Raw genomic sequence first — 21505 nt, forward strand, 5'->3', positions numbered from 1 at the left:
ACAGCCCCCGTGCCCCATTGGGGCGCTTCCTTACAGGGACGCGATGACCCGGTCGGCCAGTATGTAGACGTTCTCCTGGCCGCACTCGAAGGTCAGGGTGTAGGCGCCCGAGACTCCTGAGCCGCCGAGGAGGGTCGGGGTCTCGCCCGCCCGGAGGGCGGTGGCCAGGCGTTCCGCGGTCTCGCGGTGGCCGGGCGTCATGCACAGGGTCGTGCCGTCGGCGAAGACGTAGACGTCCAGGGTGCCCAGGGGGCCCGGGCGGACGTCGGTCAGTTCGGTGCGGGAGGCGGCCAGTTCCTCCAACGTGGCGACCGTGCGCTCGTGGTCGTTCACGGCCGGCGACGGGTTCGGCACGAAGTCCGGATGGGACGGGTGACGGCGGCGGGCCGCGGCCAGCTCCGGGGACTCGCCGGCCGGTTCCTCGGCGTCCGCGCCGGGTTCGGACACCGGCTCCAGACCCGCGAAATCGGCCTGCCGGGGCAGGAACAGATCGGTGTCGGGCAGGCCCAGCAGGGACGGCGCGTCGGAGGCGTCACGTGCCTCCTGGGCGGCCCAGAAGGCGCGCGCCTCGGCGAGCTCACGCTCCCGCTCCTCGGCGAGTGCCGCCGCCACGGCGGCCCGTATCTCGTCGGTGTCGGGAGAGGTACGGGCGGCGGGCAGCAGTGCGCGGGTGGTGGCGGCGCGGTTCTCGGCCAGCGCGGTGTGCAGGGCCGCGACCTGTCGGCGCAGCTGCAGCACGGTGCGCAGGACGGCGACGCCCACGGCGCCCGTGGCGGCCGTGGTGACCAGCAACGCGATCGGCATGGCGCTCACTGACGTACTCCCGGTTCAAAGTCGACCCCCGACTTCCTACATCAGCTTGAAGGGCGGACTAACCAGCTGTCAGTGCGTAACCTCACGAAACGGACAGGGCTTCGGTCTCGGGGGAGAGGGTGGGACTCCTGTGACCTGCGGTTCTCCCCGGGTGAAGGGAGATAGGTCACATCCTGGGGGAGATTGGATCACAAAACAGCCCAGAACCCCGGGGTTTTCGGGGTTCTGGGCCAAGGCCTCACGGTCCGTGCTATGGCGGCTACGGTCAGGCGCTCAGCTGAGGCGCTCGATGACCATGGCCATGCCCTGGCCGCCGCCGACGCACATCGTCTCCAGGCCGAACTGCTTGTCGTGGAACTGGAGGGAGTTGATGAGCGTGGTGGTGATGCGGGCGCCGGTCATGCCGAAGGGGTGGCCGACGGCGATGGCACCGCCGTTGACGTTCAGCTTCTCCAGCGGGATGTTCAGCTCGCGGTAGGAGGGGATCACCTGGGCGGCGAACGCCTCGTTGATCTCCACCAGGTCGATGTCGTCGATGGTCAGGCCGGCGCGCCGCAAAGCCTGCTTGCTGGCCTCCACCGGGCCGAGACCCATGATCTCGGGGGAGAGGCCGGAGACACCGGTGGACACGATCCGGGCCAGCGGGGTGAGGCCGAGCTCGCGGGCCTTGGTGTCGGACATGATCACGAGCGCGGCGGCGCCGTCGTTCAGCGGGCAGCAGTTGCCGGCCGTGACCAGGCCGTCGGGGCGAAAGACGGGCTTCAGGCCCTGCACGCCCTCCAGGGTCACGCCGGCGCGGGGGCCGTCGTCCTTGGAGACGACCGTGCCGTCGGGGAGGGTTACCGGGGTGATCTCGCGCTCCCAGAAGCCGTTCTTGATGGCTTCCTCGGCGAGGTTCTGCGAGCGGACGCCGAACTCGTCCATGTCCTGGCGGGTGACGCCCTTGGCGCGGGCCAGGTTCTCGGCGGTCTGGCCCATCGCGATGTACGGGTCGGGCAGCAGGCCGTCCTCGCGCGGGTCCTGCCAGGTGGAGCCCTCGGACTGGGCGGTCGCGGCGGTGCGGGCCTCGGCCTCGGCGAAGAGCGGGTTGTGCGTGCCGGGCATGTCCGAGCTGCCGTTGGCGTACCGGGAGACCATCTCGACGCCGGCCGAGATGAAGACGTCGCCCTCGCCGGCCTTGATGGCGTGCAGGGCCATGCGGGAGGTCTGGAGGGAGGAGGAGCAGTACCGGGTGATGGTGCAGCCCGGCAGGTGGTCCATGCCCATCTGCACGGCGACGATGCGGCCGAGGTTGTGGCCCTGCTCGCCGCCGGGCAGGCCGCAGCCGAGCATCAGGTCGTCGATGTCCCTCGGGTCCAGCCCGGGGACCTTGGCCAGGGCGGCCTGGACGATCGTGGCGGTGAGGTCGTCCGGGCGGAGGTCCTTGAGGGAGCCCTTGACGGCGCGGCCGATGGGGGAGCGGGCGGCTGAGACGATCACGGCTTCGGGCATCACGGCTCCATTGACGTACCGGGTGGTCTGGCAGGGCTGTTGGGGAAGTTACCCGTACGTATGGCCTGGGTCACGGGTGTCGCGGTGTGACCCTGACCGCAGTTTCCAAGCGCTTGCTTTTGCCGTTGTCAGTTGGAGGGTGTGGCGGGGGCCGGTTCCTGCTCGGGTACCCGCCGGCGGCGCCGGCGCTTCAGCAGGGCCCAGGGGCCCCTCGGGCCGGTCGGCATGGCCGCCGCGACCTCCGTGCCCGCCTCCGAGGCGGCCTCCGCCGCCGCCCGCGCCACCGGCAGGAAGCCCTCGCGGCGGGAGGCGTCCGGACGCTCCTCCTCGGCCGGCCACAGGCCCAGGGATGCGCAGACGGTCGGCAGGACCGCCATCGCCGCCGTCGCGTAGCCCTCCGCAGAGGGGTGGTAGTTATCCGGGCCGAACAGTTCGCGCGGGTTCGCGGCGAACTCGGGCCCCAGCAGGTCGCCCAGGGAGACCGTGCGGCCGCCCTGCTCGACGACGCCGATCGTCTGGGCGGCCGCCAGCTGGCGGGAGGCCCGTCGGGCCAGCCAGCGCAGGGGCTGCCGGACCGGCTCGATCGTGCCGAGGTCGGGGCAGGTGCCCACGACGACCTCCGCGCCGGCCGTGCGCAGCCGCCGTACCGCCGAGGACAGGCAGCGCACCGAGCGCGTCGGGGGCATGCGGTGGGTGACGTCGTTCGCGCCGACCATGATCACGCAGATGTCCGGGACCGGGCCGGGGTCGGCCAGCACCAGGGCCACCTGGCGGTCCAGGTCGTCCGAACGGGCCCCGGGCATCGCCACCGTGCGCAGCTCCACCGGGCGCTCCGCCAGCGCCGCGAGGCCCGACGCGAGCAGCGCCCCCGGTGTCTGGCCGGCCCGGTGCACGCCCTGGCCGGCCGCCGTGGAATCGCCCAGCATCGTCAGCCGCATCGGCGCATCGGTGGTGTACGTCTGCCCGTACACCCCGTCCGCGTTCGGCACCTGCGGTGACCTGCCGTTGCCCACCCGGCGACGGGCCAGCTGCAGCTCCGCCAGCACCAGCCCCACCGTGGCCGCCCCGGCCAGACCGATCCCGCCGCCGCCGTACGCAGCACCGGCCGCGATCCGCCGGGCCACCCTCGCCCTCGACATGCTCGACATGCGTCGCCGCCACCTCCTCGAAGCCGTACACCCAGTGCTTGCCCCGTACGGACCGTGGTCCAATCGCAACGGGGAGTGAACGACCGTCACGGACCACGGGCCAGGCCCTAGGCTGGCGGCACCACTAGGACCACTTCTTTCGCGGCATCCGGAGACAACGGTGCGATTCCACGACTCGATGATCAGCCTCGTCGGCGACACCCCGCTGGTGAAGCTCAACAGCGTGACCAAGGGCATCAGGGCGACCGTCCTGGCCAAGGTGGAGTACTTCAACCCCGGCGGTTCGGTGAAGGACCGTATCGCCCTGCGCATGATCGAGGCGGCGGAGGAGAGCGGCGCGCTCGAGCCCGGCGGCACGATCGTCGAGCCGACCAGCGGGAACACCGGCGTGGGGCTCGCCATAGTCGCCCAGCAGAAGGGGTACAAGTGCATCTTCGTGTGCCCCGACAAGGTGAGCACTGACAAGATCAACGTACTGCGCGCGTACGGCGCCGAGGTCGTCGTCTGTCCGACGGCCGTCGACCCCGAGCACCCGGACTCGTACTACAACGTCTCCGACCGGCTGGTCCGTGAGACGCCGGGCGCCTGGAAGCCCGACCAGTACTCCAACCCCAACAACCCGCTCTCCCACTACCACTCCACCGGCCCGGAGCTGTGGGAGCAGACGGAGGGGAAGATCACCCACTTCGTGGCGGGCGTGGGCACCGGCGGGACCATCTCCGGCACCGGGCGCTATCTGAAGGAGATCAGCGACGGCAAGGTGAAGGTCATCGGCGCCGACCCCGAGGGCTCGGTCTACTCCGGCGGCTCCGGACGGCCGTACCTCGTCGAGGGCGTCGGCGAGGACTTCTGGCCGACCGCCTACGACCGCACCGTCGCGGACGAGATCGTCGCCGTGTCCGACAAGGACTCCTTCCAGATGACCCGCCGCCTGGCCAAGGAGGAGGGTCTGCTGGTCGGAGGCTCCTGCGGCATGGCGGTCGTGGCCGCACTGGAGGTCGCCGAGCGGCTCGGCCCGGACGACGTCGTGGTGGTCCTGCTGCCGGACAGCGGCCGCGGCTACCTCAGCAAGATCTTCAACGACGAGTGGATGGCCGACTACGGCTTCCTCGAGGACACCGGCCCCAGCGCCCGCGTCGCCGACGTCCTGAACGACAAGGAGGGCGACCGCATGCCCTCCCTCGTCCACATGCACCCGGAGGAGACGGTCGGCCAGGCCATCGAGGTGCTGCGCGAGTACGGCGTCTCGCAGATGCCGGTCGTCAAGCCGGGCGCCGGCCACCCCGACGTGATGGCCGCCGAGGTCGTCGGCTCGGTCGTGGAACGCGAGCTTCTGGACGCGCTGTTCAGCAAGAGCGCCTCGCTCGACGACCCGCTGGAGAAGCACATGTCCGGCCCGCTGCCCCAGGTCGGCTCCGGTGAGCCGGTCGGCGACCTGATGGCCGTCCTCGGCAAGGCGGACGCGGCGATCGTCCTCGTCGAGGGCAAGCCGACCGGTGTGGTCAGCCGACAGGACCTGCTGTCCTTCCTCGCCCGGTCCGCGAAGTGACGGCGAACGTCCGGTGAACTGCCCGCGAACCGTGTGAACTTGCCGTTCGTCCGCGATCTTCGTGGACTTCGCGGAAGTGGTACGAGCGCGACACGTTCGCGCAGCACCCGCTTAACACGGGTCCTGCACATTAGTGGGTGTCGGCAGGGCGGGAGCGGCTCCCCGCCCCGGCCGGCGCCGTTGGCGTCAAGGACCTCCGGAGCGGCTCCCGGACCTCCACCGACGTCACAGACGCGCAAGCCCGGCCTGACCAGGCCCGCGTCCCTCGCGGGGACCGCCGTCGTCCCGCCCCCCTTTCAGGGGGTGCGGCGGTCCCCGCGCATGTCTCTCACGGGCAGCGGCTCTCCCCTACGGGGTGTCAGCCCGCGTGGCTCGTCGCCCAGCTCCCCGGCAGCGCAAGCCGCTCCGCCGTCTCCGAGCCCGGCTCCGGCGTGCAGGCCACGATCGTCTGGTCCGGTGCCGCCGGGATCGTGAGCGTCCGGGACGTAGGCCGGGTCGCGGTCCATGCCGTCCAGGATCAGCTGCATCCCCGAGCTCGCCGACCTCGTGGCCTACGTGACGAGCCGGCCCCGGCGGGTCAATCCGCGGCAGATCGTCGCGCTGCCCACCCGGCAGGTCTGACGCCGCAGCGGTTTCAGTCCTCCCAGTCGCCGTCCCGGGAGGACCTGCGGCGGCCGAACAGGCCGGGGTTGGTGCGGGCGGCCTGCACGACGTTGACGCCCACGATGCCCGCCCAGGCGGCGAGCAGACCGGGCAGATGGGCCACGCCCCCGCCGATCGCGGACAGCGGAATCGCGAGGACGAGGGAGACGATCCCGAAGCCGAAGCGCTCGCCCCAGGAGTCGGTGGCCCCCGGTGCCCGGGAGTCACGGGCGGTCTGCATCTGCTGCTCGGCGAGCTGCCGGCGCACCCGACGCTCCACCGCGCCGTCGATCCGCTGGTCGACCTTCTCCAGGAACGAGTCGACCAGCGCGGACTCGTACTCCTCGCCCAGATCCCTGCGCGCGTGCAGGGTGGCGTCGAGTTCCTTCTTCAGGTCGGTGTCGCGCGCGTCCATTCCGGTCATGGCACTCACGGTAGAAAGCCGGGGCGCCGGCCGCACTGGGGTTACCCCCCCTGTCCGGGCGGGGGCTGGCGGGCGCGAGACGGGAACTGCCACTGAAAAATGACCTCGTCGGTGACTTGTCGTCGTACGCGGAGGAGGACTCGGGCCGGCGTCGTATGCGGTACGGCATTTCCAGGGACACCTCGACCGCCGTCAGGGCACCTGCCGGTGCCACGCTGCCGCAGGCCGGACCGGCGCCGAGGGGGCGCGATCGCCGGGTGTGGGAGCACGCTCCAGGAGACGCCCCTTCGAGATCGTCGACGCCGGACGTGCAAACGAGCATGCTGATCGTCGTTGTCGAACAAAACTTCCGCATTCGACGTCCACCTCCAAGTCTCCGCGAACACTTCACCGAACCCGGCGACAGTGGACCATTTACCCGGCATCGCGTCGGCCGCGGCGGGTATCGCCGTGACTCGGATGAATTCAAGTGAATCGCTGATGTCACCTTGGCAAAGCATTCTCCAATTGTCCTGACAAAATGACCGCCAACTCCTAGCGTGGCCATGGGTCGTCTGTGAGCTTTCAAGTAACAGGCCGCACGCACAAAACGGGAAGCAACATGGCCAGTCGCATTGTCATTGCCGGCAGATCATTGCTCACGGTGGAGCTGATGACGGATTCACTGAGCCGAGTGCAAGGACTTGATGTGGTGGCCGTCGCCAGCAATTACTGCAAGTTACTCGAAGCTGTGGAGCGCAAGGACGCGGGAGTCGCCCTGATCGACCCGGAGCGGATCGAGGGGGATTGCCTGGGTGTCGCAAACGAAATACACCGGACGCGTCCCGCTTGTGGCGTGGCTCTGACCATGGACGCGCCCACACGCACCTTCGTGGATCGGGCCCTGAGGGCCGGCGTGCTGAGCATCACCCCCAAAAGCGCCGGATTGCAGCGACTGATCGAGGCGGTGCGTGCCGTGGCAGTGGGGCAGGTGTTCATGGATCCACGCCTGCTGTCCGTAGCGGGTGGTCAGGACTGCCCGTTGACCGAACGCGAGGCGGAAGTGCTGCGCCTCACGGCGTCAGGAGCGTCGGTCAAGGAAATGTCGGAGAAGCTCTACCTGTCCGCGGGAACGATCCGCAACCTGGCCTCGGCGGCGATCAAGAAACTTGAGGCTCGTAATCGCTACGACGCCGTGCGCATCGCGAGCGAACGAAGCTGGATCTGATCGACCGACCCGCAAAGGCCTCCGCGGCGAAGGGGCACAGGTCCCGCCGAGCCCCTTCGCCGCGGCATGAGCCGCCGTTACGGCGCTCTCACGCGAATCGCCGTCGGCGCCGTACCCGCCTGCGCCCGAGCCGTCCTGCCCGTTCCGCCATGCGCAGCGCTCGGCGGAACGGGCAGGACGGCCACGGCCCTCGCACGTCCCACGAGGCCACGGGGCGGCGGACTCGATCGGCGTCGGTCACCCGCGGGCGTCACCGTCCCGGAGAGGCTGCGACGGCGGCATTCACTGCTCGCGGCAGAACTCGTCAATGGGGTAGCCGACATGGCGATCAGCCGTCGGCAGATGGCCCAGGACCTTGTCTCCCGGGCGAAGTTCGGTGCTGTTGAGTACGGCTGCCCCGGGACCGAGAACTCTGACGTGCCAGTCGTCCTGGAGAATGAGGTTCACCGTCTGCCCGTGGGGCGCCACCGCGTCCACCGAAATCAGAGGCCGTGTTTCGATCTTCACGCGTCCCACGCTGACCACGCGGGTGCGCCCCTGCGTGTCGACGGCCAGCACCTTGCTGCCCGCGACGAGTTCACTGAGGTAGTGAGTGCGACCGTGGTGCGAAACGACGTAGGAGTGGATGGCTCCCGCGTTGACCCGGAAGGGCCTCGTCGGCATGTACGGAAGGGGGTGTGTCTCGCTGACGCAGAGGACCATGCCCTTCGAGTGCGAGCCGACCAGGATGCCCTCGTCCTTGCCGAGGTAACTGCAGGTGTCGACGCAGGCACGCTCTCCCATGCCGATGTGCGTGGTCGCCGTGACCTCCAGCTCGACGAGTGAGATCTGCCCCGCGGTGCTTCCGGCGGCCTGCCGCAGCGCGGTGGCGTCGCCCACGGCGCGCGCCGGCATGAGCACGCCGTCGGAACCGAGTTCGAGCACTCCGTAGACGATCCGGGCTTCTTCCACATCGGCTGCCGTGGTCACGATGGTCCCCTCACACCCGGCCGCAGCCGCGAGGACGATCTCCAGCGGGATCTTCGTGGGGTCACGGAAGTCGAGCAGGCTCCACTGTTCCGTCCGGGCCGACAGGCAGGCCGTCTCCAGGCTGTCCGCATCGGTGATCTCCACGTAGCGGCCGAATTCGATCGACGGGTGCGCCTGGGCCAGCTTGGCGCGGTCCTCGGCACCGCCGGCGACCAGGACCAGGTCGGCACCGGTGAATCCGTCTGTCGGCTCGCCCGCGTCGTGCAGGAGGACCCGGCGGATCGTGGGGGGCAGATCGGCCAGCATCGTCATGTCGGCGGCGACGACGGCGTCGATGCGCTGGTGCAGGGCCTCTTCGAGTACCGCCGGCGCGAGGTCGCCTGCTTCTCGTATGTCAAGCCAGCACAGTTTGCTGTCCGTCACGCTGGTGTCCCCTCGTCAGGTGGTCGACTTCTTCTGCCGGTTGTTCGGCCGACGAGCGGTGCACGAGCTGCGCCACCCGTCCCGCCAGCCGCTGCGGGTCCGCGGACTGGAAGATCTTGCGTCCCATAGCCACCCCGAGCGCACCGCCCGCGAGGACCTCGCCGACGAACGCGAGGACGCCCTCCTCGGTGGCCTGTGGCGGGCCGCCGGCGATGAGGATCGGAACGGGGCAGGCTCCGGTGAGCGCCATCAAGTCGGGCAGGGAGCCCGGGAAGGACGTCTTGATCAGGTCCGCTCCCAGGTCGGCCGCGATGGTCACCGCGTGGGCCACGAGCGCGGGGTCGTGCGGGTCGGCGATGCGGGGTCCGCGGGCGTACATCATGGCCATGAGCGGCAAATTCCAGCGATCGCAGGCGTCGGAGATCCTGCCGAGGTCGGCGATCTGGTGACGCTCGTCGGCGGAGCCGAGATTGACGTGGACGCTCACCGCGTCAGCGCCCAGGCGCAGTGCCTCCTCCACCTCGGTGACGACGTATTTGGCGTCCGGGTCCGGTGCCTGTCCTGTGCTCGCATTGAGATGGATGATCAGCGACATATCGGCGAACCGCTCCGGGCGGATGTGCCGGACGCTGCCCTTGTGCACGACGATCGCATCGACGCCGCCTGCCGTGAGTTGCCCTGCGAGCCGGTCGATCGAGTTGTTCCCCGGCACGACGGGACCATCGCTGATCGAGTGGTCCAGGGGCGTGATCACCAGTCCGGACGTGGAGTGGCGGAACAGCCGCCGCAAGCGCAACGACCGCGCGAAATGCCCGTTGAAGTTCATTGCGCACCCTTTCGGCCTCTGAGCAGTGCAAAGTCAGGTTTTCCCGAGGGATGGAGCGGTATCTCCGCCCACCAGGAAATCTCTTCCGGGACGTGCGCTGCCGACAGCGTGGCGGCTACATGGGTGCGCAGATCGCTGTCGGTGCAGTGTGCGCCGGTTCGCGGTTGTACGGCGGCTGCCACGTGCTCGACGTACGCCGTGTCACGGATTCCGTAGACCACCGCGTTCGCTACGTCCGGGTGCCGCAGAAGAGCGTCCTCGACGGACGACGGATGGATCTTTATGCCCTTGGCCTTGATGACGTCGCCGACTCGGCCCATCAGGTGGAGGTATCCGTACTTGTCCCAGTGGCCGAGATCCCCGGTCTGGAGCCAGCCCTCCCGTAGCACGGGGGCGACGGGCTCCTCCTCGCCGGCGTACCCGTCCATGACGGTGGGCGACCGGACCCAGATCTCACCGGTTTCCCCCCGCTCCACCACCGCGCCGGAGTCCGGCCGCCGGATCTCGACCTCGACCCATGGAAACGGACGGCCCACGCTGGAGAGGAGTTCTGGTTCGCAGTGGTCCAGAGGCGTCAGGGTGCAGATGCCACCGGCCTCCGTGCTGCCGTAGAGCTGGACCAGGCTGTTGCCGAAGACCCGGGCGGCCTGAGCGACGCGGGAGGGAGCGGCGGCCGTGCCGCTGTAGAGAACCTGACGCAGGGCCGGAAAGGCGGCTTCGTCGATGCCGGGCCGGCTGATGAGCTGGTAGAGGTGGGGCACCGCGAGGTACACGTCGGTCACCTGCTGCTCGGTCAGTGCCCGCAGCACGTCGTCCGTGCGAAAGCCGTTGTGAAGGATCACCGTGCCGCCCGCGGTGAGCGTCGCGTCCGCCATCGTCGCCGTGGTGTGACAGACCGGCGTGACCGACAGGAGTGTGGGCCGGTGTTCCGGTGGCAGGGCGCCGAACGACAGGTCGATGAGCCGGTCTCTCACTGCGAACGAACGGCGCACGAGCTTGGGCCTGCCGGTGCTGCCGCTGGTGAGGTCCAGAACCGCCACCTCCTGAGGCATGTGGGAGGCGGCCGGGGGGAGATCGCCGGTGACGTCCGCGAGGTCGTCTCCGGCGAGGGTGAGGAGGGTGGTCCCCTCCCGGTTCCCGCACAGGGCGCGGCCGCAGGGCGCGTTGGGGCCGTCCACCACCAGCACACGCGCACCCGTAGCCCGCAGCAGCCGCTCCTGTTCGGCCGCCGGCAGTGCCTCCGCGTCGGACCGGGCGTTCATGGAGCGGATGTGGATCACGGTGGCACCCAGCAGGTGGGCGGCGTAGCGTGCGGCGAGCAGAACGGCACAGTTCGGCTCGGTGAGCACGGCCACGGTGTCACCGGGGCCGGTGCCGGCACACGCCAGGGCTCTCGCGGCGCCCGCTATGGTCCCGCGGAACTCCGCGGCGGTGAGGTCGCCGGCCCAGGAATGCACGGCGATTCTCGTCGGATCCCTTTCGAGCCCCTCCAGAATGCGCAGGACATAGTTCCGGGTCTGTTTCCGGGTCTGTGTCGTGTGGCTACTCACTATCCGCGCAGTAGACATTCCCGCCCCATCCGCTTGTCAGGTGAAGCTCGACTCACCCAGCCGGGGCCGACGCATCGCATGATCTGCTGAAATCCTGAGATGGCGGGAGGACCGGCGCAAGTGCCCCACGCAGGCCGGTGACAATCATCATCGTTCGCGGAACAGAGGAACTCCGGCAGCCGCTTTGTGCACGCCGGGCGACGTCATGACCGATGTCACGGGGAAGCTGACCGATGTCATCGAATTCTTGCTATGGACGGCATCGGGTGGATGACGATGTGGCAGCCATACCCGCATCTTCGGAGGTCAGCATGCCACCCGGTGACCCGTGGCTCGACATGGAGTATCTCGTGGGCTTCCGGGACGATGTCCGGGCCGTGTTCGACGCCACGTCGGTCAACCTCATCACTTCCGGGAGCACCTTCGCCGTGCGGCTTCCGGAGGGGCGTATTCGTGATGCGCTTTCACTGCTCATCGGCAATCCCGTTCCCGTGGGCAAGGCACTCGAGGGACTCGGCCCCGTCGAACGCGCGCAGTTCCAGCGTCTGCTGGGCCGGATCGGACGCCTGATCGTGACCGGCATCGTGGCCGACGGGCAGGAGCTGATCCGTATCGAGCACACGGCGCACGACGCCGCGCCGCGGGCCGCCGCCGTGAGCCCGGAGAGCTTCGTGCGGCTGTCCAGGTTCGCCCTGTGCCGCAGCAGGTCCGGGACACTGGTGCTGGAGTCGCCGCTGGCAAGGATCAGGGTGCTGCTGGTCCATCGGGGTGCCCGGGAGTTCGTGACGTCGCTCACGGCCGTCCGGCACGTCGGTGAACTGATCGAGTCGACCGGCAGTGACCTGGGGGAGACCGAGATCCACGCGCTGTTGCGCGTACTGGCCGGCGCCGGATTCGTCGATGTACGTCCGGCGGAGGGGGACTTCGAGGCGGAAGAGGATCCGGTCCTGCGCCAGTGGGACTTTCACGACCTGCTGTTCCACTCACGCATCCGCGACGGACGGTTCGACGAACCCCTGGGGGGCGTGTTCCCGCACAAGGGGACGATCGATCCGCTCCCGGCGGTCAAACCTCCGCCCGACGGGCCGTCGGTCGAGCTGTACCGCCCCCTCCTCGAAGACATCGCGCGGCGCGACCCCGGTCTGACGGCGGTGCTGGAAGGCCGCAGGTCTTTCCGCAGCTACGGCGAGCAGCCGCTCACAGCGGAGCAGATCGGCGAGTTTCTCTACCGGGTCGCCAGGGTCAGGACCCATTACGTTCCGGCGCCGGGAGACGAACCGGGCAGTGAGATCGTCTCGCGCCCCTATCCCAACGGGGGCTCGGCCTTCGAGCTGGAGCTGTACCTGACCATCCAGCGCTGCACCGGCATCGACCAGGGCATCTACTACTACGACCCGGTCGGGCATCGGCTCGTTCTGGTGAACGACGATCCCGGTGACCGCATGGCGATGCTGGACGTGGCGTCCTCGGCGACGTCCAGGGAGGCCGACCCGGAGGTTTTGATCACCATGACCTCGCGGTTCCAGCGGCTGTCCTGGAAGTACAGCGGCATGGCCTACGCAACGACCCTGCGGCACACCGGAGTGCTGTACCAGACCATGTACCTGGTGGCCACGGCGATGGGTATCGCTCCGTGCGGCCTGGGCCTCGGAAACGCCGACATGTCGGCGCGCGTCCTCGGTCTGGACTATCTGCGGGAGTCGTCCGTGGGGGACTTCATCCTGGGCAGCCGTCCGCCGGGCGAGCTCGGTATCTGGGACCAAGGGCAGGGCTGGAAATGGGTCAACGACCCCGAGTGGGGGGCGTGGGCCGGTTCTGTGCTGCACCGAACCTGAGAATCCGCGCGACCTGCCCGAAGATTTCCCCGTCTATGCGATGGGGGGAATTCTCATGCCCGTCGACAGGTTTTCCGCTGCCGTTTTACATGCTCGTGATGCCCCTAACTACACGCATGACAATCGTCAATCAAAAGCCTCACGCTATGGCCCCGAGCTCAGCAATTTGCAATAGTCCCTTGTGTGGCCAACTGGTCACACAAGGAATCCACTGAGGGAGTTCCCTATGAACGTCTCGGTCAACACCGCTGACATCGAGCAGGTTTTTGACGCGTTCGACGTGACCGAACTGGAGGTCCTGGAGGTCTCGCAGGGCGTGGCCCTGCCCGAGATGGGTGCCTCCGGCGGCAACGGCGGTACGTCGTCCTCGTCGTCCTGCTGCTCCTCGTCCTGCTGCTGACGACGGGCTGATCGCCTGACCCGCTGAAAACGGGCGGCGGTGTCCATCCCGTCACGGGTGGACACCGCCGCCCGGCCGAAAGACCGGGTTCACCGCTCAGCCTCGGCGGGCGAGGTGCAGGGCGGTCACCCACATCACGAGGGCCGCCCCGAATCCGATCAGAACGCGGACCCCCGCGGCGTCGCCGCCGTCGGCGAGCGTGGCGGAGCCGGCCAGCGCCAGGGCCACCAGCAGTCCGCCGGTCCACCAGTACTGCGGTTGCGCGAAGGACCGTGCGAGCGGGAAGAAGTGGAGCCCGACGACCAGGCACACCACCGCGGGAACGTGGAACCCCAGGCCGAGGCGGCCGAGTACCACCACGGCCGCGACGATGGCCACCACCTGGGCGATGTTGACCAGGACGAAAACCTTGAAGATGTTCGGCGCCACCCTGCGCACGCGCCTCGTTCCCGGCAGCCTTCCGGACCGAATGAGGAGAGCCATCACAGTGACCCCCACGGCCGCAGCCAGGACCCCTATGCCCAGCGAGGTCGGCGCCGACGCCCGGGACATCAGTCCGGAGACCCCCAGGGCCTCCCAGAAAAACGCAAAAGCGGCCAAGGTGGCCACGCCGTGCAGAGCCGGGCTCTCATTGAATTCTCGCGTGCCAGATTCACCGATCACTTGCTCAGGTTAGCGCAGTAATCCTCCGGAAAAGCGGTACATATGTCACGGAGTTGGTGACGCATGTCAACAAACAGGCGGGCAGTCCTTTTCTGACCGTATTCGATCCGTGAAAGATGAGTACCCATGAGAGCCAATGCGCCAGAACACGGTATCGACACTCCGGAAGGGGCCCGTCTCGCTGGAGTCCGGCTCTATACCAGGGCGCCCGTCACCCTGGCGTGGCTCTCCGCGACGCTGGTGCCCCTGGCCCGCAGTCTGCGTGAGAGCACAGGCACCGTCGTACGGCTGCGTCGAGGATGGCTGCACGGCCCGCACGTGGACGTCATCGGGCACAACGTGTTGGGGCGGGACCCCGACTGGGAATCGGTCGCACGGAAGCTGGACGCCGGTCCCCTGCCCGCGGCGCGGGCGCTGGACGAGGAAACGTATCTCCGCCAGGCCCGGGAGTTCGGCCGCCTGGAAGCGGTGCCGCCGCCGTATCTGCCCATGCGTGAGCACGGGGAAGTGGAGTTCCTCGGGCGGGACGACCTTGTCCCGGCCGATCCACGGCTGCGCACCCTGCGTGAGACGGAGGTCGTGCAGGGTGCGCTGACCTCGCCTCTGCTGAACACGATCGAGGAACTGGCCCGCGATCCGTCCCTGGCCACCACCCGGCTCGCGGAAGCCTTCTGCGCCCTCGGCGACTCCTATTTCCTGGGTCTGGCCTACGGCGCGTTCTCGTTCCGCTCCCATGCCGAGGCCTTCCTCGCGTGGGCGGCCCCCAGCAAGGACATGCGCCCGGCGTTCGCCGACCGGCTGGCCCGGGAGGCGCCCCTGCTGCGCACCGTGGTGGAGCAGCGCCTGGCCGGGGACGTCGGCCCCGCGGCAGCCCAGTGGCGCACGGCCTTCGCCTACTGCACCGGTGTCCTGGACGGCGCGGTGCGGGAAGGCCGGCTGACCCCGGCGACGCTGGACGCGATCAACGACTCCGTGGACAACAGCCTCATGGGCCCGCCCACCGCTCCCGGCGTGGTGCCGCAGGGCAAGCATCCCGACACCGCCTTCCACCGGGCCACAGCGGAATCGGGGGTGATCGACGACCCGACTCCGTGGTTCGCCGCGTACCGCCTGCTGATCAACCTCTTCTACAAGCAACTGCCGCTGCTCACGGTCTCCCCGATCCAGCGGTACTACACGTGCTACGCCCTCGCCGAGACGATCGACGAGGTCCTCGGCGAGACCTGGCAGGAGCGGTTGACCACGGGAAGCACGCGCTGGGCAGAGACCCGGGGGGCCGCCCAGTGACCACACCCGGGACACCGGCCGTCGCCGCGCCGCGGCAGCCTGGCTCCGCCGCGAACCAGGAGCCCTTGTGGTTTCTGCGGATCAACCCCCTGCTGCGCACGCGTCTCGCCGATCCCGCCCTCCGGGAGCTTCTGGAGCGGCTGACGGTCGCCGAACGCGCCGTGCGTTCGGCCGCCGAGTGGTGCTCCGAGGAGCTCTACTCCCTCATCGGCTCGACGACCGACGACGGCAGACGCGGACAACTCATCGCCGCGCGCCGGGCCATCCACAACGACCGCCCCCTCAGGGCCGCCCCAGCCGGCACGCCTTCGGTGGCCGCGTGGCTCGGGGCCACCGAGCGGCGAAACCGCCTGCGGGCGGAGGTCGCCCACCACTACGAGCAGGCAGCGGACCGGGAACGCCGGACACTCGTCCGGCTGCTCGGCGACGAGCACCTGCGCCGCTCGCTCGCCCTCGTCTCCCCCGAGGTGTACGAGGAATCGGAACGCTACGCCGCCGCGATGGCCGAAGGCCGGCTCTCCGCGCGCGTGCGCAAGTCGGAGCGGGGACTCATCCAGTACGTGACCAGGGCCATGGTGCGCACCAGCCCGCTCTCCCGCTTCACCGCCGTCGGAATCGCCGTTCCCGGGCCCGGCGGGGTCGATCCGGGCCAGGTGCGGTTCGAAGGGGCCACCGCCTTTCCGGGCGTGGACCGCGCCATGCTCGCCTACGTCCTCGGGGGTCTGCCGCAGGCGACCGGCGCCGCGCTCCTGGACGCCTGGGTGGCGCTCTCCCCCACCTCCTCGCTCGACGGGGAGCGCAGCACGCTGTACTTCCTCAGGCCCACCGACTCCGGCCTCCAACGGCTGTCGGCCCCGGTCAAGGGCCTTGTCCGCGCGCTGGTCGACGCGACCGCCATGGGCCCCCGACCGGTGCGCTCGGTGGTGTCGCACATAGCCGCCCAGACGAAGTGCTCGGCGCAGGACGCCGCGAAAGCCCTGCTGCAAGCGGTCCACCAGGGCATCCTGTGCACCTACAACGAGCCCGAGGACGGGTCCGTCGACCTGTCTGCGATGCTGACCCGCCCCGGCGCTCCGGGCTCCGAACTGCTGGAGGACCTCAAGGCGCGGCTGCCGCGCCTCGCGACCGGGCCGGTCGCCGAGCGCCGCGGCGAACTGCGCGCCATCGAGGAGGACTTCGCGCAGCTCGCCCGGCTGGCCCGGCGTCCGGCACGGGGCGCCGTCGAAGAGGACTACGTCCTTTCACCGTTCACCGTCGACTCCGGCCGCTGGCAGCGGCCGCTGGCCGACATGAGCGCGACGGTGGAGCTGCTGTCGGTCTTCGACTGGCTGCACGACGTACGGATCCTGACGACGGCCGCATTCGTGCGGCGCTTCGGTGCCGGGGCCCGCGTTCCGCTCACCGAGCACGCCGAGTCCCTGATCCGTGAGGTCGCCGAGCGCGCGGCCGTGACGGGCGAGTCCTACGCCCGGGGCGACATGTCGGCGCTCGACGGCCTGGGCCCCGCGGACGGCAGCCTGGAACAGCTCTTCGCCGTGCGGCGCCGGGTGGCCGATGAGATCCACCGGCGCCTCACCAAGGCCGTGGAGAACGGAGCTCCAGATGTCGCGCTGTCCCCTTCGGAGGCCATCGACCTCGCCTCCGGAATGCCGCAGCGCCTGCGCCGGGAGCCGTTGAGCTACGGAGTGATGACGCAGGCCGCGGGCGACCGGCTGGTGTTCAACGACGGCCTGCCCGGGCACGGCATGCTGTACGCCCGCTTCCTCGACGCCGACCGGAAGCTGGCCGGCGGGTCCGTTCCCCGCCTGGCGCGGCGGCTTCAGGAGCGGTACGGGTGGGACGGCGCCCGCGTGGTGGACGACCTCGGACTGCACCGCCTCAACGTGAACGCCCATCCGCGCGTCCTGCCGCACGGGTTGCGGTCCGACGACTGGTACGCGCTGGACCTGGTGCACGACACGGAGACCGACACGCTCGCCGTGGAGGACGCGGAAGGGCAGCGGCTGCGCGTCCTTCCGCTCGGCACGGGCCACCCGGGGCTCTATCCCCCTCCCTTGTCCCTGGCGATGTCCCTGTCCGCCTCGGGCCGGCTCAACAACGGCCTGGTCGACGGCTGGCACCAGGCGCACTCCGGGGACGAGCGGCACACACTGACGGCCCCCGGGATCTCGATCGGCCAGGTCGTCCTGTCACGGCGCCGTTGGTACGGCGGTGCGGAGATGGCCTCCGTGCTGGAGGCCGGACCCGCGGAGCACGACCGGCTGCTCGCGCTGACCGCCTGGCGCGCGCGGTACGGCATCCCCGAGGAGATCGTCGTCAAGACGGCCTTCGGGCAGGGCCCGCCCAGAACACTCGATCCGGCCGAGGCGGTGCCCCGCCGTCTCCAGCACAAGCCGCAGTACGTGGATCTCTCCAGTGTGCTGAGCACGCGGGTGTTCCCGAAGATGCTGAACCGCCGGGTGACGGACGAGGAGGCCGTCACCTACCTGGAGGAGGCCCTGCCCGCGGTGGCCGGCGGCACGCACGCGCAGGAGTGGGTGGTGGAGATGGCGCGGCGCCCGGGCGGCCGGTTCCAGTACGAGGGAGACAACCGATGACGATGAGAGCGCGACCACATCTGCACTGTGCGCCGGTGCCGGGCGGTGTGTACTTCAGTGGCGCGCGGGCCCAGTTCGTCCTCAAGGGCTGGGACCAGTTGTTCAAGGTCGCGGACGTGTGCGTCCCGCTCCTGGAACGGGGAACGACCGAGGACGAACTCGTGGCGGCCCTGGGCACGGAACGGGCCCGGCCCGTCGTGCGCCGGCTGACGAACGGGCTGCGCGACCACGGGATGCTGCTGGACGAGGACGCCCTGAGCGGTCCCCGGCCGAGCGGCGAGGACCGGGAGCGGTACGCGGGCTCGCTCGCCTACCTGGAGTCGGTGTGCGCCGAGCCGTACGCCGTGTTCGCCCGCGTCCGCGCCGCCAGGGTCGCGCTGTTCGGGACGCCCGACGCGACAGGCCCGGCGGCCCGGGGCCTGGCCCGCGCCGGTGTCGGCCAGGTGCTCACGGCGGACCCCGCCGACCCTGGCGTCCACGACACCCTGGACGCCGTGGACGCCGTCCTGTGGTGCGGGACCGACGAGGCCCTGCGGGCCGGAGGCCTCCTCGTGCCCGGCACCGCTCGGCTGCCGGACGGCGTGCCGGTCCTGCCGGTCCTGCTCGACGACCTCGTGCTCCAGGCGGGTCCGGTCCTCCCGGACGCCGGGCGGCACCCGCTGCTGTCCACCCTCCGCGCCAGGGTGCTCGGGTGGGCGCGCGGAGAGGACCTCGGGCCGGCTGCCCGGCCGGTCGCGGACGCCATGATCGGGGCGCTCGCCGGGCAGCTGATCTTCGACGCCCTGGCCGGGATCGACCAGGGCGACGCCGTGCATGTGGTGTACGGCGCCGAGCTCGTCGCGGAACGGTTCCTCCTCGGGGCGGCGGACACGACGGACGAAGGCCCCAGGACACTGAGGAACGCCCCGGCCGAACCGGCTGTGGACTTCGACGACGCGATCGAGCGGGTCAACACCCTCACCTCCCGGTGGAAGGGCCTGTTCACACCGGCGGACACGGAGCAGACCCTCCTCCAGATGCCTCTGGCCGTACGCGAGATGGAGCCGCGGACGGACACCGGCGGACGGATCACCGTATGGGGGCCGGACCAGTGGTCCGCGACCGTGGGTGCCGCTCTGGAGGCTCTGCGGCGCTCCTGCCCCTCCGCCGGGGGCGGGACGGGCGCCGCCGGCGTGACCGAGGAGCGCTGGCTCCTGGACGGCGTGCTGCGCCTGCTCGCCGACGACGCACAGGACACGCTCAGCGCCGTGACGGAGAGTGAGGAGACCGCCCGCATCCGGCGGATCCTGGAGTCCGTGCGGCCGGAGCCCCTCGTGGTCCGCCCCGCGCACGTGCCCGGACTGGACTGGCAGCTGGCCCGTGTCGAACTCACCGACAGCGGCGACGTCCTGGGGGCGGCATGGGCTCCCGACGGTGACACCGCGGTGCGCGAGGCCCTGAGCACGGCGCTCGCACGGGCCCAACTGGACGCGACGCGTCACGGCGGGGCCGGCCTTCCCCTGCTGCGCACGGACGCCGTCAACTTCGCGGACGAGGAACGGATCCGCGCACTGCGCGAGCAGGTGGACCGGCTCGCCACGTCGCGGGAGACGGCCTACGAGGGGCTCGCCCGCCGGGCGGACCCCGCGCTCGGCACCATTCCCTTCTGGTCCGGCCCCGTCCAGGCCCGCACGCTCACGCAGGAGCCCCGGCATGCACGATGAGAACCAGTACGGACCCGGCATCGCCGCGACTCGCGACGTCTCCTGGGACGAGACGCTCCAGCGGATCGGCGGCGCCCTGCGCGCCAGGGTCACGGTGAACCGCGGCTGGGACCTGACCTGGGAGCGCGCACAGTGGGAGAGCAGTGCCGCTCGCGGTGAGGAACTCGTCTCGGTGCGGGTGTACGACGACGAGGTGATCGTCGGACCCCGGTGGGCGCCCGGCACGGACTCCGGGTGCGCCGGCTGCACCGAGGTGCGTGAGCGCAACACCGCCGAGCACCCCCTGCGGGACGCCCCCGAGGAACCCCGTCTGGTTCCGCGCGCCTCCGCGCCCCTGCTGCCCCTCCTGCTCGACGCCGCCCTGGCGAACCTCGCGGCCCACCCCCTGCAGCCGGGCGAACTGTACGCGGTCGGCACCCGGTACGTACGGCGCCATCGCGTCCCGCGCAGTTTCCTGTGCCCGTCGTGTGCCGGTCCCCGAGAGGGGCTGGCCGACGACTGGCGACCCGTCCCGCTGGAGCCGCGCGACGAGCCCCTCTCCCCGGGCGACCCCACGCGCGGCACCGGCGGCACGCACCTGATGGAGCCCGGCGCCCTGCGCGACCGCCTGGTCGACGCCCGCTACGGGCCGGTCCGGGCCATCATGCGGGAGTCGAACGTTCCCTTCGCCATGAGCATGTGCCTCGCGCCCGACGCGGGTGCCTCCGGGCACGGCCGGGCCAGGACGTTCTCCGAGGCCGACCCCGTCGGGATCATCGAGACCTACGAACGACTCGGCAGTTTCCCCTTCGACACCCCGCTCCTCCTGGAGCGTGGCTACCGCGAGGTGTCCGACCATGCCCTGGATCCGACCACCCTGGGTGAGTACACCGAGGAGCAACTGGCCCACCCCGACTGCCAGGTGCTTCCCCGCACGGCGGACACGCCCATGGACTGGGTGTGGGGTCACGACCTGGCCTCCGGCGAACCCGCGCTCGTGCCCGCCGAGGTGGGTTTCTACCGCTACGAGCTGCGGTACAAGCGCGACTGGCATGCGGCGCGGACCGCACGTGTGGCCGCCCGGGACGCCCGCGCGGCAGGCCGCAGGCCCGAACGCGGCCACCTGCGAAAGTACTTCGACGACTCCTCCAGCGGCTGCGCGGCCGGAGCGAGCCTGGAGGAGGCCGCACTGCACTCCTTGCTCGAACTCGCCGAACGTGACGCCTTCCTGCTCTCCTGGCACCGCCGGACACCGCTGCCCCGGATCCCGAACGCCTCGATCACGGATCCCGAGAACCGGAGCCTGATCGACCTGATCCAGACGCGCGGCTTCGACGTGCACATACTCGTGGCGAAGCAGGACATCGACCTGCCGATCGTCTGGGTGCTGGCCGTGAACCGCAAAGACGCCTTCCCCGCCTCCTTCTCGTCCGGAGGGTCGGGAGCCGACCCGCACACCGCGATCCGCGGCGCGCTGCGCGAGGTGGCACAGCTCGTCACCAACAAGATGGAGTGGAACCGCGAAGAGGCCGAGCAGATGCTCGCCGATCCCTGGCTGGTTGTAGAGCTCGAACACCACCCCCAGCTGTACACCGTCCCCGAGGCCCTGCCGCGGGTCACGCGGGTCCTCGGCGGACCGGAGATCACCGTGCGGGACGCCTTTCCCGGATGGCCGGACATCCTGCGGCGGGCCTCCGGCGGGACGGTGCGCGGCGCCCTGGACCACCTGCGCGAGCTGTACGCGAACGCCGGGCTCGACCGGATCGTCCTGGTGGACCAGAGCACCCGCGAACACAACGACGTGGGTGTCTCGGTGGCCAAGGCCGTCGTCCCCGGCATCCTGCCGATGTGCTTCGGCCACGCCCAACAGCGTCTCGGGAACCTGCCCCGCCTGACGGCCGCACTCGCCGGGACACCGCAGGAGAACCGGAAGATTCCCTACGACCCGCACCCCTTCCCGTGAGCGGCCCGGCACGGCGTCACGCCGGGAGAGGACCGG

At 70.2% G+C, this 21505-nt stretch carries 16 protein-coding genes and 1 pseudogene; 8 read left to right on the top strand and 9 right to left on the bottom strand.

Annotated elements, in window-relative coordinates:
- Positions 1-30: 30 nt before the first annotated feature.
- The 3 genes from ACWD1U_RS27670 to ACWD1U_RS27680 all read right to left on the bottom strand — a co-directional run bounded on the left by ACWD1U_RS27670 (position 31) and on the right by ACWD1U_RS27680 (position 3452).
- Complete coding sequence (locus ACWD1U_RS27670; protein WP_451111505.1) at positions 31-813, bottom strand: hypothetical protein; 783 nt, start codon at positions 811-813, stop codon at positions 31-33.
- A 273-nt stretch (positions 814-1086) separates the two neighbouring features.
- On the bottom strand, positions 1087-2304 hold the full coding sequence (locus ACWD1U_RS27675; protein WP_451111506.1) for an acetyl-CoA C-acetyltransferase: 1218 nt from the start codon (positions 2302-2304) through the stop codon (positions 1087-1089).
- A gap of 128 nt (positions 2305-2432) precedes the next feature.
- The gene (locus ACWD1U_RS27680) at positions 2433-3452 is read right to left on the bottom strand and encodes an SGNH/GDSL hydrolase family protein (protein ID WP_451111508.1); all 1020 of its coding nucleotides are present in this window, start codon (positions 3450-3452) and stop codon (positions 2433-2435) included.
- A gap of 160 nt (positions 3453-3612) precedes the next feature.
- Here ACWD1U_RS27680 and ACWD1U_RS27685 point away from each other — a divergent pair, with 160 nt between their 5' ends.
- Positions 3613-5001 (top strand): cystathionine beta-synthase, encoded by a 1389-nt coding sequence (locus ACWD1U_RS27685; RefSeq protein WP_451111509.1) that lies wholly within the window; start codon positions 3613-3615, stop codon positions 4999-5001.
- 358 nt (positions 5002-5359) lie between these two features.
- Here ACWD1U_RS27685 and ACWD1U_RS27690 read toward each other — a convergent pair.
- Positions 5360-5479 (bottom strand): annotated as a pseudogene (locus ACWD1U_RS27690) (transcriptional regulator); the annotation flags it as partial.
- A 156-nt stretch (positions 5480-5635) separates the two neighbouring features.
- The gene (locus tag ACWD1U_RS27695) at positions 5636-6058 is read right to left on the bottom strand and encodes a hypothetical protein (protein ID WP_451111628.1); all 423 of its coding nucleotides are present in this window, start codon (positions 6056-6058) and stop codon (positions 5636-5638) included.
- 610 nt (positions 6059-6668) lie between these two features.
- Between ACWD1U_RS27695 and ACWD1U_RS27700 the strand changes: the two genes are divergently transcribed.
- Positions 6669-7274, top strand: coding sequence for a response regulator transcription factor (locus tag ACWD1U_RS27700; RefSeq protein WP_451111511.1), 606 nt, complete (start codon positions 6669-6671; stop codon positions 7272-7274).
- Positions 7275-7556: 282 nt separating this feature from the next.
- Here ACWD1U_RS27700 and ACWD1U_RS27705 read toward each other — a convergent pair whose 3' ends face one another.
- The 3 genes from ACWD1U_RS27705 to ACWD1U_RS27715 are packed head-to-tail and all read right to left on the bottom strand — an operon-like array spanning position 7557 to position 11060.
- Positions 7557-8666 carry a 3-dehydroquinate synthase II family protein gene (locus ACWD1U_RS27705; protein ID WP_451111512.1) on the bottom strand — a complete coding sequence of 370 codons (1110 nt, stop codon included), beginning with the start codon at positions 8664-8666 and terminating at the stop codon, positions 7557-7559.
- The gene (locus ACWD1U_RS27710) at positions 8638-9492 is read right to left on the bottom strand and encodes a 2-amino-3,7-dideoxy-D-threo-hept-6-ulosonate synthase (RefSeq protein ID WP_451111514.1); all 855 of its coding nucleotides are present in this window, start codon (positions 9490-9492) and stop codon (positions 8638-8640) included. The genes ACWD1U_RS27705 and ACWD1U_RS27710 overlap by 29 nt, the downstream gene beginning before the upstream one ends.
- Entirely contained in the window at positions 9489-11060 is a 1572-nt protein-coding gene (locus ACWD1U_RS27715) for a class I adenylate-forming enzyme family protein (protein WP_451111515.1), read from the bottom strand. The genes ACWD1U_RS27710 and ACWD1U_RS27715 overlap by 4 nt, the downstream gene beginning before the upstream one ends.
- Before the next feature lie 293 nt (positions 11061-11353).
- On the opposite strand from ACWD1U_RS27715, the gene ACWD1U_RS27720 reads away from it, so the two are divergent.
- Together ACWD1U_RS27720 and ACWD1U_RS27725 are read left to right on the top strand one after the other, a co-directional pair.
- Positions 11354-12877, top strand: a complete 1524-nt coding sequence (locus ACWD1U_RS27720; RefSeq protein WP_451111516.1) for a SagB family peptide dehydrogenase — start codon at positions 11354-11356, stop codon at positions 12875-12877.
- A 226-nt stretch (positions 12878-13103) separates the two neighbouring features.
- Positions 13104-13277 (top strand): thiazolylpeptide-type bacteriocin, encoded by a 174-nt coding sequence (locus tag ACWD1U_RS27725; RefSeq protein ID WP_451111517.1) that lies wholly within the window; start codon positions 13104-13106, stop codon positions 13275-13277.
- Positions 13278-13373: 96 nt separating this feature from the next.
- On the opposite strand, the gene ACWD1U_RS27730 is transcribed toward ACWD1U_RS27725, so the two are convergent.
- Complete coding sequence (locus ACWD1U_RS27730) at positions 13374-13715, bottom strand: hypothetical protein (RefSeq protein ID WP_451111519.1); 342 nt, start codon at positions 13713-13715, stop codon at positions 13374-13376.
- A gap of 351 nt (positions 13716-14066) precedes the next feature.
- Here ACWD1U_RS27730 and ACWD1U_RS27735 point away from each other — a divergent pair, with 351 nt between their 5' ends.
- Genes ACWD1U_RS27735 through ACWD1U_RS27750 form a run of 4 tightly spaced genes read left to right on the top strand, consistent with a single transcriptional unit; the run spans position 14067 to position 21469 of the window.
- Entirely contained in the window at positions 14067-15227 is a 1161-nt protein-coding gene (locus ACWD1U_RS27735; RefSeq protein WP_451111521.1) for a hypothetical protein, read from the top strand.
- A complete protein-coding gene (locus ACWD1U_RS27740; RefSeq protein WP_451111522.1) occupies positions 15224-17824 on the top strand; it encodes a lantibiotic dehydratase in 2601 nt (866 codons plus the stop codon). Before ACWD1U_RS27735 ends, ACWD1U_RS27740 begins: the two co-directional genes overlap by 4 nt.
- On the top strand, positions 17821-19527 hold the full coding sequence (locus ACWD1U_RS27745; RefSeq protein WP_451111524.1) for a hypothetical protein: 1707 nt from the start codon (positions 17821-17823) through the stop codon (positions 19525-19527). The genes ACWD1U_RS27740 and ACWD1U_RS27745 overlap by 4 nt, the downstream gene beginning before the upstream one ends.
- Complete coding sequence (locus ACWD1U_RS27750) at positions 19517-21469, top strand: TOMM precursor leader peptide-binding protein (RefSeq protein ID WP_451111526.1); 1953 nt, start codon at positions 19517-19519, stop codon at positions 21467-21469. The genes ACWD1U_RS27745 and ACWD1U_RS27750 overlap by 11 nt, the downstream gene beginning before the upstream one ends.
- The last annotated feature ends 36 nt before the right edge of the window (positions 21470-21505 follow it).

The organism is Streptomyces sp. NPDC002788 (genome assembly GCF_053592115.1).

Bases quoted from the DNA above. Each gene is read 5' to 3' on its own strand.
- ACWD1U_RS27675 (WP_451111506.1), bottom strand. From the start codon at position 2,304: ATGCCCGAAGCCGTGATCGTCTCAGCCGCCCGCTCCCCCATCGGCCGC.
- ACWD1U_RS27680 (WP_451111508.1), bottom strand. From the start codon at position 3,452: ATGTCGAGCATGTCGAGGGCGAGGGTGGCCCGGCGGATCGCGGCCGGT.
- ACWD1U_RS27695 (WP_451111628.1), bottom strand. From the start codon at position 6,058: ATGGACGCGCGCGACACCGACCTGAAGAAGGAACTCGACGCCACCCTG.
- ACWD1U_RS27700 (WP_451111511.1), top strand. From the start codon at position 6,669: ATGGCCAGTCGCATTGTCATTGCCGGCAGATCATTGCTCACGGTGGAG.
- ACWD1U_RS27710 (WP_451111514.1), bottom strand. From the start codon at position 9,492: ATGAACTTCAACGGGCATTTCGCGCGGTCGTTGCGCTTGCGGCGGCTG.
- ACWD1U_RS27715 (WP_451111515.1), bottom strand. From the start codon at position 11,060: ATGTCTACTGCGCGGATAGTGAGTAGCCACACGACACAGACCCGGAAA.
- ACWD1U_RS27720 (WP_451111516.1), top strand. From the start codon at position 11,354: ATGCCACCCGGTGACCCGTGGCTCGACATGGAGTATCTCGTGGGCTTC.
- ACWD1U_RS27725 (WP_451111517.1), top strand. From the start codon at position 13,104: ATGAACGTCTCGGTCAACACCGCTGACATCGAGCAGGTTTTTGACGCG.
- ACWD1U_RS27735 (WP_451111521.1), top strand. From the start codon at position 14,067: ATGAGAGCCAATGCGCCAGAACACGGTATCGACACTCCGGAAGGGGCC.
- ACWD1U_RS27745 (WP_451111524.1), top strand. From the start codon at position 17,821: ATGACGATGAGAGCGCGACCACATCTGCACTGTGCGCCGGTGCCGGGC.
- ACWD1U_RS27750 (WP_451111526.1), top strand. From the start codon at position 19,517: ATGCACGATGAGAACCAGTACGGACCCGGCATCGCCGCGACTCGCGAC.